The sequence below is a fragment of the Streptomyces sp. HPF1205 genome (assembly GCF_020400825.1).
GTDB lineage: Bacteria > Actinomycetota > Actinomycetes > Streptomycetales > Streptomycetaceae > Actinacidiphila.
Genome location: NZ_JAINVH010000015.1, coordinates 186,366 through 198,926 on the forward strand (window position 1 = coordinate 186,366; position 12,561 = coordinate 198,926).

Consider the following 12,561-nt stretch of genomic DNA (forward strand, 5'->3'; position numbering starts at 1 on the left):
CGCCCGTACGCCTGGCGGCCGCGGCCCGCCCGAGCCGTGTGGCGGGTGGGGGAGAAGTGACCATCCGCACACCCCCGGGCGGGGCGCCCCGCCCGGCCCGGAGCGCGCCGTACGCTGTGTGCCGTGGCCGATCCCGTGAACCGCGGGGCCCGCGACCTCCAGGGGGAGTCCGCGGGCCGGCGGGGGCGTGCCGTGCGGGTGCCGGAGGCCAAGGTGGCGCTGTCGACGGCGTCGGTGTACCCGGAGTCGACGGCGACCGCGTTCGAGATCGCCGCGCGCCTGGGGTACGACGGGGTCGAGGTGATGGTGTGGACCGACCCGGTGAGCCAGGACGTCGACGCGCTGCGCCGGCTGTCGGACTACCACGGCATCCCGATCCTGGCCGTGCACGCGCCGTGCCTGCTGATCACACAGCGGGTGTGGTCCACCGACCCGTGGGTGAAGCTGACCCGCGCCAAGGCGGCGGCCGAGCGGCTGGGCGCCTCGACCGTGGTGGTGCACCCGCCGTTCCGGTGGCAGCGCGGCTACGCCCGGGACTTCGTGCGCGGGGTGTGGCGGATGGCGAACGAGACGGACGTGCGGTTCGCGGTCGAGAACATGTACCCGTGGCGCTACCGGGACCGCGAGATGCTCGCGTACGCGCCCGACTGGGACGTCACGAAGGACGACTACCGGCACTTCACGATGGACCTGTCGCACGCGGCGACCTCACGTACCGCGACCCTGCAGATGGCGGACCGGATGGGCGAGCGCCTGGCACACGTGCACCTGGGCGACGGCACCGGCTCGGGCAAGGACGAGCACCTGGTGCCGGGCCGCGGCAACCAGCCCTGCGGCGACCTGCTGGAGTCGCTGGCGGCGCGCGGCTTCGACGGCCACGTGGTGGTCGAGGTCAACACGCGCCGCGCGATGTCGGCGGCGGAACGCGAGGGCGACCTGGCCGAGGCACTGGCCTTCACCCGCCTGCACCTGGCGGCGGCCGCGAGCGTGGGACGGTGACGGCGCCGGCGGTCGCGCCGGTGACGGCGCGGCTGACCGCGCCGGTGCCCGAACCGCTGATCCAGCCCGTGACCGCGCCGCTGATCCCGTCGGCGACCGCGCCCGTGACCGCGCCCGTGACCGCGCCCGTGGCCGCATCGTGAGCACGGAGCCCGCGGGTGCCGCCCCCGGCGCCGGGAGCGGCCGTCCCCGCCGCCGCGGCCGCCCCGCGGGCCCGGCGAGCGGCGAGACCCGCGACCGTATCCTCACCGTCGCCCGCGAGGAGTTCTCCGCGCGCGGCTACGACCGCACCTCCGTGCGGTCCATCGGCAAGGCCGCCGGTGTGGACCCGGCCCTGGTCCACCACTACTTCGGCACCAAGGAGCAGGTCTTCGCGGCCGCCATCGAGGTGGGCCTGGCCCCGGCCGCAGGTGTCTCGGAGGTGGTGGCGGGACCGGGCGGGGAGCTGGGGGAGCGCGTCGCCCGCTTCTTCCTCCAGGTGTGGGAGGACCCGGTCACCAGGGATCCGCTGCTGGCCGTGGTGCGCTCGGCGCTGACCAACGACACCGCGGCGGCCGTCTTCCGCACCCTGGTGAGCCGCATGGTGCTGGCCCGCGTCGCCGGCGAGCTCGCGGTGCCGGACGCCGAGTTCCGGGTCCAGCTCGCGGCGTCCCACCTGGTCGGCGTCGTCATGCTGCGCTACCTCGTCAAGGTGGAGCCGATGGCGTCCGCGCGGCCGGAGGAACTGGTCCGGCTGGTCGCGCCCGCCCTGCAGCGCTACCTGACGGCCCCGGACGTCCACCCGTAGCCGCGCCGCGCACCCCTCCCGTACACCCATGCGTCCGCACACCCGTACGAGACGCATCCCGGGATGCGGACCCGTCGTCCGAATCCTGGGCCGCGGGCGTACGCTCGGGTTCACCTCGTACGGTTGCGAGCGAAGTGAACCCAAGGGACCAAGGGAGTGAGGACCGTGCCCGAGCTGAGGTCACGTACGGTCACCCATGGCCGCAACATGGCGGGCGCCCGCGCCCTCATGCGTGCCTCCGGCGTCGCGAACGCCGACATCGGCAAGCCCATCGTCGCGGTCGCCAACAGCTTCACCGAGTTCGTACCCGGCCACACGCACCTCCAGCCGGTCGGCAGGATCGTCTCCGAGGCGATCAAGGCGGCCGGCGCGGTCCCGCGCGAGTTCAACACCATCGCGGTCGACGACGGCATCGCCATGGGCCACGGCGGCATGCTCTACTCCCTGCCCTCGCGCGACCTGATCGCCGACTCGGTGGAGTACATGGTCGAGGCGCACTGCGCGGACGCCCTGATCTGCATCTCCAACTGCGACAAGATCACCCCGGGCATGCTGATGGCCGCCCTGCGCCTGAACATCCCGACCGTCTTCGTCTCCGGCGGTCCCATGGAGGCCGGCCGCGCCACCCTGGTCGACGGCACGGTCCGCAAGCTCGACCTGATCAACGCGATCTCGGACGCGGTCAACGAGAGCGTCTCCGACGAGGACATCCTGCGCATCGAGGAGAACGCCTGCCCGACCTGCGGCTCGTGTTCCGGCATGTTCACCGCCAACTCGATGAACTGCCTGACCGAGGCGATCGGCCTGTCGCTGCCCGGCAACGGCTCGGTGCTGGCCACCCACACCGCCCGCAGGGCGCTGTACGAGAGGGCCGGCGCCACCGTCGTCGAGCTGACCCGCAGGTACTACGAGCAGGACGACGCCTCGGTGCTGCCGCGGGCCATCGCCACCCCGGCCGCCTTCGAGAACGCCATGGCCCTGGACATCGCGATGGGCGGCTCCACCAACACGATCCTGCACCTGCTGGCCGCCGCCCAGGAGGCCGAGCTGGACTACGGCCTGGCCGACATCGACGCCGTCTCGCGCCGCGTGCCGTGCCTGGCGAAGGTGGCGCCCAACGTCGCGCCCTCCGGCACGTACTACATGGAGGACGTGCACCGGGCCGGCGGCATCCCGGCGATCCTGGGCGAGCTGTACCGGGGCGGCCTGCTCAACGAGGACGTGCACACCGTCCACTCGCCGTCGGTCAAGCAGTGGCTGGACACCTGGGACCTGCGCGGCGGCTCGCCGTCGCAGGAGGCCGTCGAGCTGTGGCACGCGGCGCCCGGCTGCAAGCGCTCGGCCGAGGCGTTCTCCCAGTCCGAGCGGTGGGATTCGCTGGACACCGACGCCGCGAACGGCTGCATCCGCGACGTCGAGCACGCCTACTCCAAGGACGGCGGCCTGGCCGTGCTGCGCGGCAACCTCGCGCAGGACGGCGCAGTGGTGAAGACCGCGGGCGTCGACGAGTCCATCTGGACCTTCGAGGGCCCGGCGGTGGTCTGCGAGTCGCAGGAGGAGGCCGTCGACAAGATCCTGCGCAAGGAGGTCACCCCCGGCGACGTGGTCGTCATCCGCTACGAGGGCCCGCGCGGCGGCCCCGGCATGCAGGAGATGCTCTACCCGACGTCCTTCCTCAAGGGCCGGGGCCTGGGCAAGGTCTGCGCCCTGATCACCGACGGCCGCTTCTCCGGCGGCACGTCGGGCCTGTCCATCGGCCACGCCTCCCCCGAGGCCGCCTCCGGGGGCACGATCGCGCTGGTCGAGGACGGCGACCGGATCCGTATCGACATCCCGGGCCGCTCGATGGAACTGCTGGTCTCCGACGAGGTGCTGGCCGCCCGCCGGGCGGCGCTGGGCGGGGTGTACGCGCCCAAGTCCCGCGAGCGCAAGGTGTCCGCGGCCCTGCGGGCGTACGCGGCGATGGCGACGAGCGCGGACAAGGGCGCGGTGCGGGACGTGTCGAAGCTGGGCTGAGCGGTCCTCCACGTGTGCGGGGCGCGGGGCGTGGGACGTCCCGCGCCCCGCGCGCGTCGGGGGCGCGCTGCGTCGCTGAGCGCCCTCAGCCGAGGCCGAGCGCCGCCTCGGTCTGCTGGGCCATCTTCGATTCACCGAGCGCGTTGGGGTGCACCGGCACGTAGTTGGTGCCGAACAGCACCGGCTCGATCCACCGCGTGCCGGCCGGCGCGCAGGCGTCGTGCCCCTCGGAGACGGTGGACATGTCCACGTAGGTGGCCCCGGTCTCCTGGGCGGCCCGCTGGACGGCGGAGTTCAGGTGCGTCTCCAGGTCGCGCAGGTACGGCACGTCGCCCGACGCGATCGGCATCTTCGCGAAGCAGGTCGGGTCGGCCGTCGCGGGCAGGATCCACGGGTAACCGAGCACCGCCACACGGGCGTTCGGCGCTTTGGCGCGAACGGCCCGCAGCGCCGCCGCCACCGCCGGGTAGGTGCTGGTGTCCACGGTGTCGTCGAAGGAGCTCCCGTACAGCGCCTTGCACGGGCTGCCCTGGCCGAGGGTGAGGACGCCGGCCGAACCGCACGCCAGGATCGCGTCGACGAAGGTGTTGCTGTCGTTGCCGCCGATGGTGAGCGTCACCAGCTTCGTACTCCCGCTCAGGGCGTCGAGCTGCGGCGCCACGCCTGGGTACTGGGACCCGGTGAAGTCCTTGGTCTGGGCGCCCCCGCAGGTCACGTCGGTCAGCCGGTCGCCGGTCCGCGCGGCCAGCAGGTGCGGGTAGTTCAGTGAGGACCTGGCGCACAGCAGCGGCGCGGAAGGGTCCAGCGGCAGGACGCCCGAACCGGCGCTGTAGCTGTCGCCGAGGGCCACGTACTGCGCCGGGTCCTGGGCGTGCGCGGCGGGCCCGGTGACCGCGAGCGCGACGGCGGTTGCGGCGGCGGCGACAGTGGCCGCGACACCACGGGCGAGAGCGCGCATCGGCATCTGCTTCTCCTTCGACGTCGGACGTGCGGAGGTACGGCGGTGTTACGAGAGGGAGTTACGGGGCGGGAGTGCGGGAGCTGCGAGCGGGCGTACGGCGGCGCTGGACGGTCCGGAACGGGCGGGAAGGGCCGGTGCGCGGAAGTTACCGACTGGTCAGAATGCGGTCAAGGGTCCGCGCGCAAGCGCTCACCCGTATGGCACAACCACGGCCGGCGCCGGGATACGCGGCACTTGTCCCGCGCGGCGCGCCCGTCAGAAAAGCGCGGGCGGTTCGGGCAGCGCGCCGCCGCGCACGGTCAGCCCCTCGCCCTTCGTGCGGCCCATCAGCCAGGCCAGCAGGTCGCGCAGCGACCCCTCGACGAGCGGGCCGTCCGCCCCGCCGGTCCCGCCGATCTCGTACGATGCCGCGCCCCCGCCGGCCCGCAGTCGCATGGCCGGCGGGTGCGGGCGGCGCCGCAAGGAGGCCACCGTGCGCTCCAGCATCGAGGCGGCGAAGTCCTCCGGCCACCGGTGGTGGGTGTATCCGGCGGCCAAGTCGACGTGGTGCACGAGGACTTCGGTCCAGCGCGCGTCGGCCGCCCGAGCCGCCGGGTGCTCCTGCCCGCGCGTCCAGCGCACGACCCGCGCCCAGTCCTCGCCCCCCAGTCGCCGGTACTCCGCGGCGAACCGCCGCGCGCTGTCCGCCACATCGGCCGCCAATGCCGCGGCCGGGCGCCCGGCCCCCGCCGCGATCTCGGCCTCGCGCGCCTCCAGGCTCGCGTACTCCGGTGTCTCCACCCCGGTCCGCGCCCAGGTCAGTAGCCTGCGCCCGCCGTCGGCGTTGCGCGCCACGTGCGTCAGCACATGCCCCCGCGACCATCCGGGCAGCAAGGACGCGGCACGTACGTCGGCATCCCCGAACCCCCGCGCCGTGCGCAGCAATTCCCGCGTCGCCCGCTCTATGCGCTCCAGCAGTCCCGGCGCGTCGAACCGCGTGCCACCGTCCATGCCGCGAGCGTAACCGCGCTCACGCGTATGGGTTCCGGGACCTTGCGCGGTCAGGCGTTCCCCTCACAGGTGGCCGGTCCCGGAGAGGTCGATCGCGATCTCGTACGGCTCGTCCGCCTCCGGTTGCCCGCGGCGCAGGCCGGTGGGCAGGTGAGCGGCCGCGGCCCGCGCCGGGGTGCGCGGGCCGCGGCCACGTACGGGAAGACGACCGGACGGACGACCGGGGACGGATCGCCGGACGGCCGGCCCGGCGGGCCTCAGGCGACCGTGAAGCCGCCGTCGACCGGGAGCACGGAGCCGGTGACGTACGGGGCCCCGATGAGGTAGCGGATCGCGGCCGCCACTTCCTCCGGCTGCCCGACCCGCTTGACGGGCAGGTCGCCGGTGGCCGCCGCGAACTGGGCCTCCTTGTTCTCGGGCGGCAGGAAGCCCCACCAGGCGGTGTCGATGAGACCGGGCGCGACCGCGTTGACCCGCACCGGGGCGAGTTCGGCGGCCAGCGGGGACACCATCCGCTCGACGGCGCCGTTGACCGCGGCCAGCACGGCGGAGCCCGGCACGGCGGCGCGGGCGCTCCCGGCCGAGATCAAGGTGATGCTGCCGGTCACCCGGGCGCGCTGGATCGCGGTGAAGTAGCCGAACAGCTTGCCCTCGAAGGCGGTGCGGACGTCCTTCGAGGTGATCGAGGCGAGCGGCCCCAGCCCGATCGCGCCCGGGCTGAACGCCAGCACCAGGTGCTCGAACTCGCCGAGCCGGTCGAAGAAGGCCGCGACATCCTCCTCGACGGTGCCGTCGAGGCGCTCGGCGCTCAGCCCCGCGGCCTCGGCCGCGGCCAGCCGCTCCTGGTCGCGCCCGGTGACGGTCACGTCGTGGCCGTCCTCCCGCAGCGCCTTCCCGGTGGCGAGCCCGATGCCCGCGGTCCCGCCCATGATCACAACGCGCATGACGCGCCCCTCTTTTCGCAACGTGACGTCTCGTTACAAGATGCGGGGTCAGCATATCGAGACGTTGCGTCCTGTAAAGGTAGGGTTGCGGTCATGACGGGCGAGCGGCGGCCGGGGCGGCCCAGGAGCGAGGCGGCGCGGCGCGCGATCCTGGCCGCCGCCCTGGAGGAGCTGGAGGAACGCGGGTACGGCGGGCTCACCGTCGAGGCCATCGCGGCCCGCGCGGGCGTGGGCAAGCAGACCATCTACCGGTGGTGGTCCTCCAAGGCCGGCGTCGTCCTCGACGCGCTCCTGGAGACCGCCGCCGACCGCATAGCGGTGCCCGACCTCGGCTCCCTGGGCGCGGACCTGGCCGGCTTCCTCGAAGCGACCTTCCGGCAGCGCGGGCAGCGCAAGGTGCTGGTCGGCCTGATGGCCCAGGCCCTGCTGGACCCGGCGTTCGCCGTGGCCTTCCGCGACCGCTTCCTGTTCGGCCGCCGCGCCGCGCTCCGCGAGATCATCCGGCGTGCCGCCGCCCGCGGCGAGATCGCCGACGGCGTCGACCACGAACTGCTCATCGACGTCGTCTACGGCGTCCTGTGGTACCGCCTGCTGGTCGACCACGCGCCCATAGACGACGCGGCCGGCCGGCAGCTCGCCGACCTGGTGCTGCGCGCGGTGCGCTGACCGCTGGCCGGTACGCCGTCGCACGCCCCCGTACGCCCGGCGTACCTCCTTCGCCCCCGTACCCCGCCCGCTCGCCCGCTCAGCGGCGGGCCGCGCCGACCGCGCCCACGACGCCGACCACCGCCGCCACCACGGCGCCGTGCCACAGGCCGGTCCATATGGTGCCGAAGAAGCCCTGCGAGGTGAGGGCCTGGCGGACGATCAGGTCGGTGAGGAACATCAGGCCGCCCGGGACGACGGCGACCTCCCACGGGTGCTCCCGCGCCCAGCGGCGGATACGGCGGTCCCGCCCGCTGCCCCGCGACGAGTAGCCGAGCACCGCGCCGGCGCCGCCGACGGCGAAGAAGAGGAGGGCGGCCACGGACACGGCGCCGGCCAGGATGCCGAGCCCGAAGTGCCCGTGCACCAGGTGGAGCGCGAGGGACACGCCGCCGCCCAGCGCGCCGACGGCCGCGGCGGGCCGCCAGGGACCAAGGGTCGCCGAGGCCACGGCGAGCTGCCGCTTCTCCGCGCCCGACACTGCGATTTCACGGGATGAACGCCTCATACCGCAACGGTCCCCCCGGGTGCCCCAAGAACGCCATAGGGGATGACCCTGACCCTTCCCTCACCGTCCCCTCACGCCCCCTTCACCCCTCTCCCGTCCTCCGCCCGCCCCTCCGCGCCCCCCCCGCGCCCCGCCCCGCACCGGCTCACCCCGACTCACCCCGGCCCGGCTCACTCCGACGGACCCCGCCCGGCCGCGGACTCCCGGCGCCCCGGCCCGGCGGCTGTCAGGATGCCCTCTATGGAGCCGTCGGAGATCGTTTCTGAACTGTGGACCCGCATGCAGGCCCGCGACTGGACGGGCCTGGGTGAACTGCTCGCCGAGGACGTCGTCGTGGAGTGGCCGGTCAGCGGCGAGCGCATCGTGGGCCGCGCCAATTACGTGGCCGTCAACGCGGACTACCCGGAAGGCTGGTCCATCAGGGTGCTCAGGATCGTCGCGGACGGCGACGCGGTCGTCTCCGAGGTCGAGGTCCCGCACGAGTCGATGGGCGTCCACCGCGTCGTCTCCCTGTGGACGGTACGGGACGGCCGGATCGTCGCCGGCCGCGAGTACTGGACCGAGTCCGGCTCCGACCCCGCGCCCGAGTGGCGGGCGGGGTACGTGCAGCGCATGTGACACCCGCGCCTCCCGAACCCCGGGCCCGTCCCCGCACCAGGGGGCGGGCCCGCGCTCCACCCTGGCCGGACGCGCCCCGCCGCGCTATATTCAGCGCATGATGAATAAAGCGCCGGAACCCGCCGGCCGCCCGCCGAACCCCGACCGGGACCCGTCCACCACCGCACCCGCCGTGTCCGCACCCGCCGTGTCCGCGACGGCCCTGCGCGTCGTCCGCGGCGGCCGCACCGTGCTCGACGACCTGGCCTTCGCGATCCCGCGCGCCCGTATCACCGGCCTGCTCGGCCCCAGCGGCTGCGGGAAGTCGACCCTGATGCGCGCGATCGTCGGCTCCCAGGCACACGTCGCCGGCACCCTCGACGTCCTCGGCCGGCCCGCGGGACACCGCGCCCTGCGCCACCGCGTCGGCTACGTCACCCAGGCGCCCTCGGTCTACGCCGACCTGACCGCCCGCCAGAACCTCGACTACTTCGCCGCCGTACTCGGCATCCCCCGCCGCGACCGCGCCGACGCCGTCGCCCACGTCCTCAGGGACGTCGACCTCACCTCCCACGCCGACGCCCTCACCGGCAGCATGTCCGGCGGCCAGCGCGGCCGCGTCTCCCTGGCCGCCGCCCTCCTCGGCGAACCCGAACTCCTCGTCCTCGACGAACCCACCGTCGGCCTGGACCCCGTCCTGCGCCGCGACCTGTGGCTGCTCTTCCACCGCCTCGCCCAGGAACGCGGCACCACCGTCCTGATCTCCTCCCACGTGATGGACGAGGCCGAACGCTGCCACCGCCTCCTCCTGCTGCGCGACGGCCGCCTGCTGGCCGAGGACACCCCCGACGCCCTGCGCGCCCGTACCGGCGCCGCCACCGTCGAGGACGCCTTCCTGCACCTGGTCGACCAGGCGAACGCGGCCGCCCGCGCCACCGCCCGCACCCCCGCGGACACTCCCGGCGGCACCTCCGAGAGGACAGCACCGTGAACCCCGCCCGCACCCTCGCCACCGCCCGCCGCGTCCTGCGCCAGCTCACCCACGACCCGCGCACCATCGCCCTCATGCTCGTGGTGCCCTGCGTCCTGCTGACCCTGCTCAAGTACGTCTTCGACGACAGCCCCCGCACCTGGGACTCCGCCGGCGCCGCGCTCCTGGGCATCTTCCCGCTCATCACGATGTTCCTGGTCACGTCCATCGCCACCCTGCGCGAACGCACCTCCGGCACCCTGGAACGCCTGCTCACCATGCCGCTGGCCAAGGCCGACCTGCTCGGCGGGTACGCCCTGGCGTTCGGCGCGGTCGCCGTCGTCCAGGCCCTCCTGGCCACCGGCCTGTCCGTCCTCGCCCTCGGCCTCGACGTCGCCGGCTCCACCTGGCTCCTGCTCGCCGCCGCCCTCGCCGACGCCTTCCTCGGCACCGCCCTCGGCCTCTTCGTCAGCGCCTTCGCCTCCAGCGAGTTCCAGGCCGTCCAGTTCATGCCGGCCGTCATCCTGCCCCAGCTCCTCCTGTGCGGCCTGTTCGTACCCCGCGGCTCCATGCAGCCGGTCCTGTCCGGCCTGTCCGACGCCCTGCCCATGTCGTACGCCACCGACGCCATGACCCAGGTCGTCCACCACTCCGGCCTGCCCACCCTCTTCCTGCGCGACATCCTCGTCGTCGCCCTGTCGGCGCTCCTCGCCCTGTGCCTTGGCGCCGCGACCCTGCGCCGCCGTACTCCCTGACACCGGCCCCCGGCACCCGCGACCGGCGGACGGCCCCCGCACCCGGCCGCCCCGAGTGCGAGGATGACGAACGGAAGACCCCGTAGACCGAACGGAAAACCCAGGAGCCAGCCCCCCCATGACCGAAGCCGCGCAGCAGAAGATCGCCGTCCTCGGCGCCGGCAAGATCGGCGAAGCCCTCCTCTCCGGAATGATCCGCGCCGGCTGGACCCCCGCCGACCTGCTCGTCACCGCCCGCCGCCCGGACCGCGCCCGCGAGCTGCGCGAACGCTACGGCGTGGACGCCGCCACCAACGCCGACGCCGCCAAGACCGCCGACACCCTGATCCTCGCGGTCAAGCCCCAGGACATGGGCGCCCTCCTCGACGAACTCGCCCCCCACGTCAGCGCCGACCGCCTGGTGATCAGCGCGGCCGCCGGCATCCCCACCACGTGGTTCGCCGAACGCCTCCCCGAGGGCACCCCCGTGGTCCGCGTCATGCCCAACACCCCCGTCCTGGTCGACGAGGGCATGTCCGTCATCTCGGCCGGCCGCCACGCCACCGAGGAGCACCTCGTCCGTACGGAGGCGATCTTCCAGCCCGTCGGCAAGACGCTGCGGGTCCCCGAGAAGCAGCAGGACGCCGCCACCGCGCTGTCCGGCTCCGGCCCCGCGTACTTCTACTACCTGGTCGAGGCCATGACCGACGCCGGCATCCTCCTCGGCCTGCCCCGCGCCCAGGCCCACGACCTCATCGTGCAGTCCGCGATCGGCGCCGCCGTCATGCTCCGCGACAGCGGCGAACACCCGGTCAAGCTCCGCGAGGCCGTCACCTCCCCGGCCGGCACCACCATCAACGCCATCCGCGAACTGGAGAAGCACGGCGTACGCGCCGCCCTCCTCGCCGCCCTGGAAGCCGCCCGCGACCGCAGCCGCGAGCTGGCCTCCGGCCAATAGGCACGTACGCGGGGGCCGCGACCCGCGCCGTCACCCCGGCGGCAGCAGCCCGATCGCCCGGTAGGCCGCGTCCACGGTCGGCCGGGCGAGCTCCCTCGCCCGCGCCGCCCCCTCCCGCAGCACCCCGTCCACGTACCCCGGATCCGCGGACAGCCCGGCATGCCGCGCCCGCAACGGACGCAGCGCCTCCACCACGGCCTCCGCGGTGTCCCGCTTCAGCGCCTCGGCGTCCCCGTACGACTCCGCCAGCACCTGCGGCTCCTTGCCCGTGCACGCCGAGAGGATCTCCAGCAGGTTCGCCAGCCCGGCCCGCCCCTCGCGGTCGTACGAGACCCCCGGCTCGTCGTCCGTCACCGCCGCCATGACCTTCCGCGCGATCACCTCGGGCTCGTCCAGCAGGTACACCACCCCCGCGGCCGACGCGCTCGACTTCCCCATCGCGACCGCCGGCTCCCGCAGGTCCATCACCCGCGCGCCCACCGGGGACAGCGTCACCCGCGGCACCACGAACACCGCCCCGTACCGCTGGTTGAACCGCACCGCCAGCTCCCGCGCCAGCTCCACGTGCTCGGCCTGGTCGTCCCCCACGGGCACCTCGTCGGCGCGGTACCCCAGGATGTCCGCCGCCATCAGCACCGGATACGTCAGCAGCGACAGCCGCACACCCCGCCCCGCGCGCCGCGCCGCCCCGGCCCGCTCCGCGTACTCCGCCATCCGCCGCGCCTCCGCCTCGGACGCCACGCACTCCAGCAGGCAGGACAGCCGCGCGTGCTCCGCCACATGGCTCTGCGCGAACACCGTGCAGAGCCGCGGATCCAGCCCCGCCGCCAGCAGCAGACTCGCCGCCTGCCGGCTCAGCCGCCGCACCCGCGCCGGATCGTGGTCGACGGTCAGCGCGTGCAGGTCCACCACGCAGAACAGCGCCTCGGCCCGGTGCTGGTCCACCTCCACCCACCGCCGCACCGCGCCCAGATAGTTCCCCAACGTCACGTGCCCGGACGGTTTGATGCCGCTGAAGATCCTCGTCATGGCGTCGTCGTCTCCCTGTCCCGTGTCGGCTCTGGGACCCCCGCCGGCAGGCGGCTCGGAGATACGACAACGGCCGCCTGAGGCGGCGGCCGTCGGATGCATACGTTCACCCGGGCCGCCCTAGGCGGCCCACCACTGGGAGTTGTGCGTATGCCTCGTCATGGCGGCGAGAGTACCCCTCGGGCACGGCGCCACGTCCGGGATTTGACACCTCCCACCTGGATGCGTAGAGTTCTTCGGGTTGTCCGACGTGAGCACCGACTCCGGTCGGTCCCCGGACAGCCATTCCGCAGCACAAGCACCCGGCCGGACGGCCGCGGCTCCGTATTCACGGCGTCACGGACGTGCGTACTGACGTGCGCG

14 protein-coding genes are annotated in these 12,561 nt (G+C 74.0%); 9 read left to right on the forward strand and 5 right to left on the reverse strand.

Annotation, left to right across the window (positions count from 1 at the left end):
* The first annotated feature begins 192 nt into the window (after positions 1-192).
* The 4 genes from K7G61_RS19400 (at position 193) to ilvD (ending at position 3,802) form a co-directional block, all read left to right on the forward strand.
* On the forward strand, positions 193-999 hold the full coding sequence (locus tag K7G61_RS19400; protein WP_225848168.1) for a sugar phosphate isomerase/epimerase: 807 nt from the start codon (positions 193-195) through the stop codon (positions 997-999).
* Positions 996-1,142 carry a hypothetical protein gene (locus K7G61_RS19405; protein ID WP_225848142.1) on the forward strand — a complete coding sequence of 49 codons (147 nt, stop codon included), beginning with the start codon at positions 996-998 and terminating at the stop codon, positions 1,140-1,142. The genes K7G61_RS19400 and K7G61_RS19405 overlap by 4 nt, the downstream gene beginning before the upstream one ends.
* On the forward strand, positions 1,139-1,786 hold the full coding sequence (locus tag K7G61_RS19410) for a TetR family transcriptional regulator (RefSeq protein ID WP_225848143.1): 648 nt from the start codon (positions 1,139-1,141) through the stop codon (positions 1,784-1,786). Before K7G61_RS19405 ends, K7G61_RS19410 begins: the two co-directional genes overlap by 4 nt.
* Positions 1,787-1,951: 165 nt before the next feature.
* Positions 1,952-3,802, forward strand: a complete 1,851-nt coding sequence (ilvD, locus tag K7G61_RS19415) for a dihydroxy-acid dehydratase (RefSeq protein ID WP_225848144.1) — start codon at positions 1,952-1,954, stop codon at positions 3,800-3,802.
* An 85-nt stretch (positions 3,803-3,887) separates the two neighbouring features.
* On the opposite strand, the gene K7G61_RS19420 is transcribed toward ilvD, so the two are convergent.
* The 3 genes from K7G61_RS19420 to K7G61_RS19430 form a co-directional block, all read right to left on the reverse strand.
* Positions 3,888-4,766: an SGNH/GDSL hydrolase family protein gene (locus K7G61_RS19420; protein WP_225848145.1), complete on the reverse strand. Its 879-nt coding sequence runs from the start codon at positions 4,764-4,766 to the stop codon at positions 3,888-3,890.
* A 252-nt stretch (positions 4,767-5,018) separates the two neighbouring features.
* Positions 5,019-5,753 (reverse strand): maleylpyruvate isomerase family mycothiol-dependent enzyme, encoded by a 735-nt coding sequence (locus K7G61_RS19425; protein WP_225848146.1) that lies wholly within the window; start codon positions 5,751-5,753, stop codon positions 5,019-5,021.
* Between the two features lie 257 nt (positions 5,754-6,010).
* Positions 6,011-6,697 carry an SDR family oxidoreductase gene (locus K7G61_RS19430; protein WP_225848147.1) on the reverse strand — a complete coding sequence of 229 codons (687 nt, stop codon included), beginning with the start codon at positions 6,695-6,697 and terminating at the stop codon, positions 6,011-6,013.
* Between the two features lie 93 nt (positions 6,698-6,790).
* Between K7G61_RS19430 and K7G61_RS19435 the strand changes: the two genes are divergently transcribed.
* Complete coding sequence (locus K7G61_RS19435; RefSeq protein WP_225848148.1) at positions 6,791-7,363, forward strand: TetR/AcrR family transcriptional regulator; 573 nt, start codon at positions 6,791-6,793, stop codon at positions 7,361-7,363.
* A 79-nt stretch (positions 7,364-7,442) separates the two neighbouring features.
* Here K7G61_RS19435 and K7G61_RS19440 read toward each other — a convergent pair whose 3' ends face one another.
* Entirely contained in the window at positions 7,443-7,910 is a 468-nt protein-coding gene (locus K7G61_RS19440) for a hypothetical protein (RefSeq protein ID WP_225848149.1), read from the reverse strand.
* 240 nt (positions 7,911-8,150) lie between these two features.
* Here K7G61_RS19440 and K7G61_RS19445 point away from each other — a divergent pair, with 240 nt between their 5' ends.
* The 4 genes from K7G61_RS19445 (at position 8,151) to proC (ending at position 11,169) form a co-directional block, all read left to right on the forward strand.
* Positions 8,151-8,528, forward strand: a complete 378-nt coding sequence (locus K7G61_RS19445) for a nuclear transport factor 2 family protein (RefSeq protein WP_225848150.1) — start codon at positions 8,151-8,153, stop codon at positions 8,526-8,528.
* A 97-nt stretch (positions 8,529-8,625) separates the two neighbouring features.
* Entirely contained in the window at positions 8,626-9,498 is an 873-nt protein-coding gene (locus K7G61_RS19450; protein WP_225848151.1) for an ABC transporter ATP-binding protein, read from the forward strand.
* Complete coding sequence (locus K7G61_RS19455) at positions 9,495-10,232, forward strand: ABC transporter permease (RefSeq protein ID WP_225848152.1); 738 nt, start codon at positions 9,495-9,497, stop codon at positions 10,230-10,232. The genes K7G61_RS19450 and K7G61_RS19455 overlap by 4 nt, the downstream gene beginning before the upstream one ends.
* A 118-nt stretch (positions 10,233-10,350) precedes the next feature.
* A complete protein-coding gene (gene proC, locus K7G61_RS19460; RefSeq protein ID WP_225848153.1) occupies positions 10,351-11,169 on the forward strand; it encodes a pyrroline-5-carboxylate reductase in 819 nt (272 codons plus the stop codon).
* A 30-nt stretch (positions 11,170-11,199) separates the two neighbouring features.
* Here the strand turns inward: proC and trpS are convergent, their stop codons facing one another.
* Positions 11,200-12,198: a tryptophan--tRNA ligase gene (gene trpS / locus K7G61_RS19465; protein ID WP_225848154.1), complete on the reverse strand. Its 999-nt coding sequence runs from the start codon at positions 12,196-12,198 to the stop codon at positions 11,200-11,202.
* Positions 12,199-12,561 lie beyond the last annotated feature (363 nt).

Coding starts and splice junctions, on each gene's coding strand:
- K7G61_RS19420 (WP_225848145.1), bottom strand. CDS start 4,766: ATGCCGATGCGCGCTCTCGCCCGTGGTGTCGCGGCCACTGTCGCCGCC.
- K7G61_RS19425 (WP_225848146.1), bottom strand. CDS start 5,753: ATGGACGGTGGCACGCGGTTCGACGCGCCGGGACTGCTGGAGCGCATA.
- K7G61_RS19430 (WP_225848147.1), bottom strand. CDS start 6,697: ATGCGCGTTGTGATCATGGGCGGGACCGCGGGCATCGGGCTCGCCACC.
- K7G61_RS19435 (WP_225848148.1), top strand. CDS start 6,791: ATGACGGGCGAGCGGCGGCCGGGGCGGCCCAGGAGCGAGGCGGCGCGG.
- K7G61_RS19440 (WP_225848149.1), bottom strand. CDS start 7,910: ATGAGGCGTTCATCCCGTGAAATCGCAGTGTCGGGCGCGGAGAAGCGG.
- K7G61_RS19445 (WP_225848150.1), top strand. CDS start 8,151: ATGGAGCCGTCGGAGATCGTTTCTGAACTGTGGACCCGCATGCAGGCC.
- K7G61_RS19450 (WP_225848151.1), top strand. CDS start 8,626: ATGATGAATAAAGCGCCGGAACCCGCCGGCCGCCCGCCGAACCCCGAC.
- proC (WP_225848153.1), top strand. CDS start 10,351: ATGACCGAAGCCGCGCAGCAGAAGATCGCCGTCCTCGGCGCCGGCAAG.
- trpS (WP_225848154.1), bottom strand. CDS start 12,198: ATGACGAGGATCTTCAGCGGCATCAAACCGTCCGGGCACGTGACGTTG.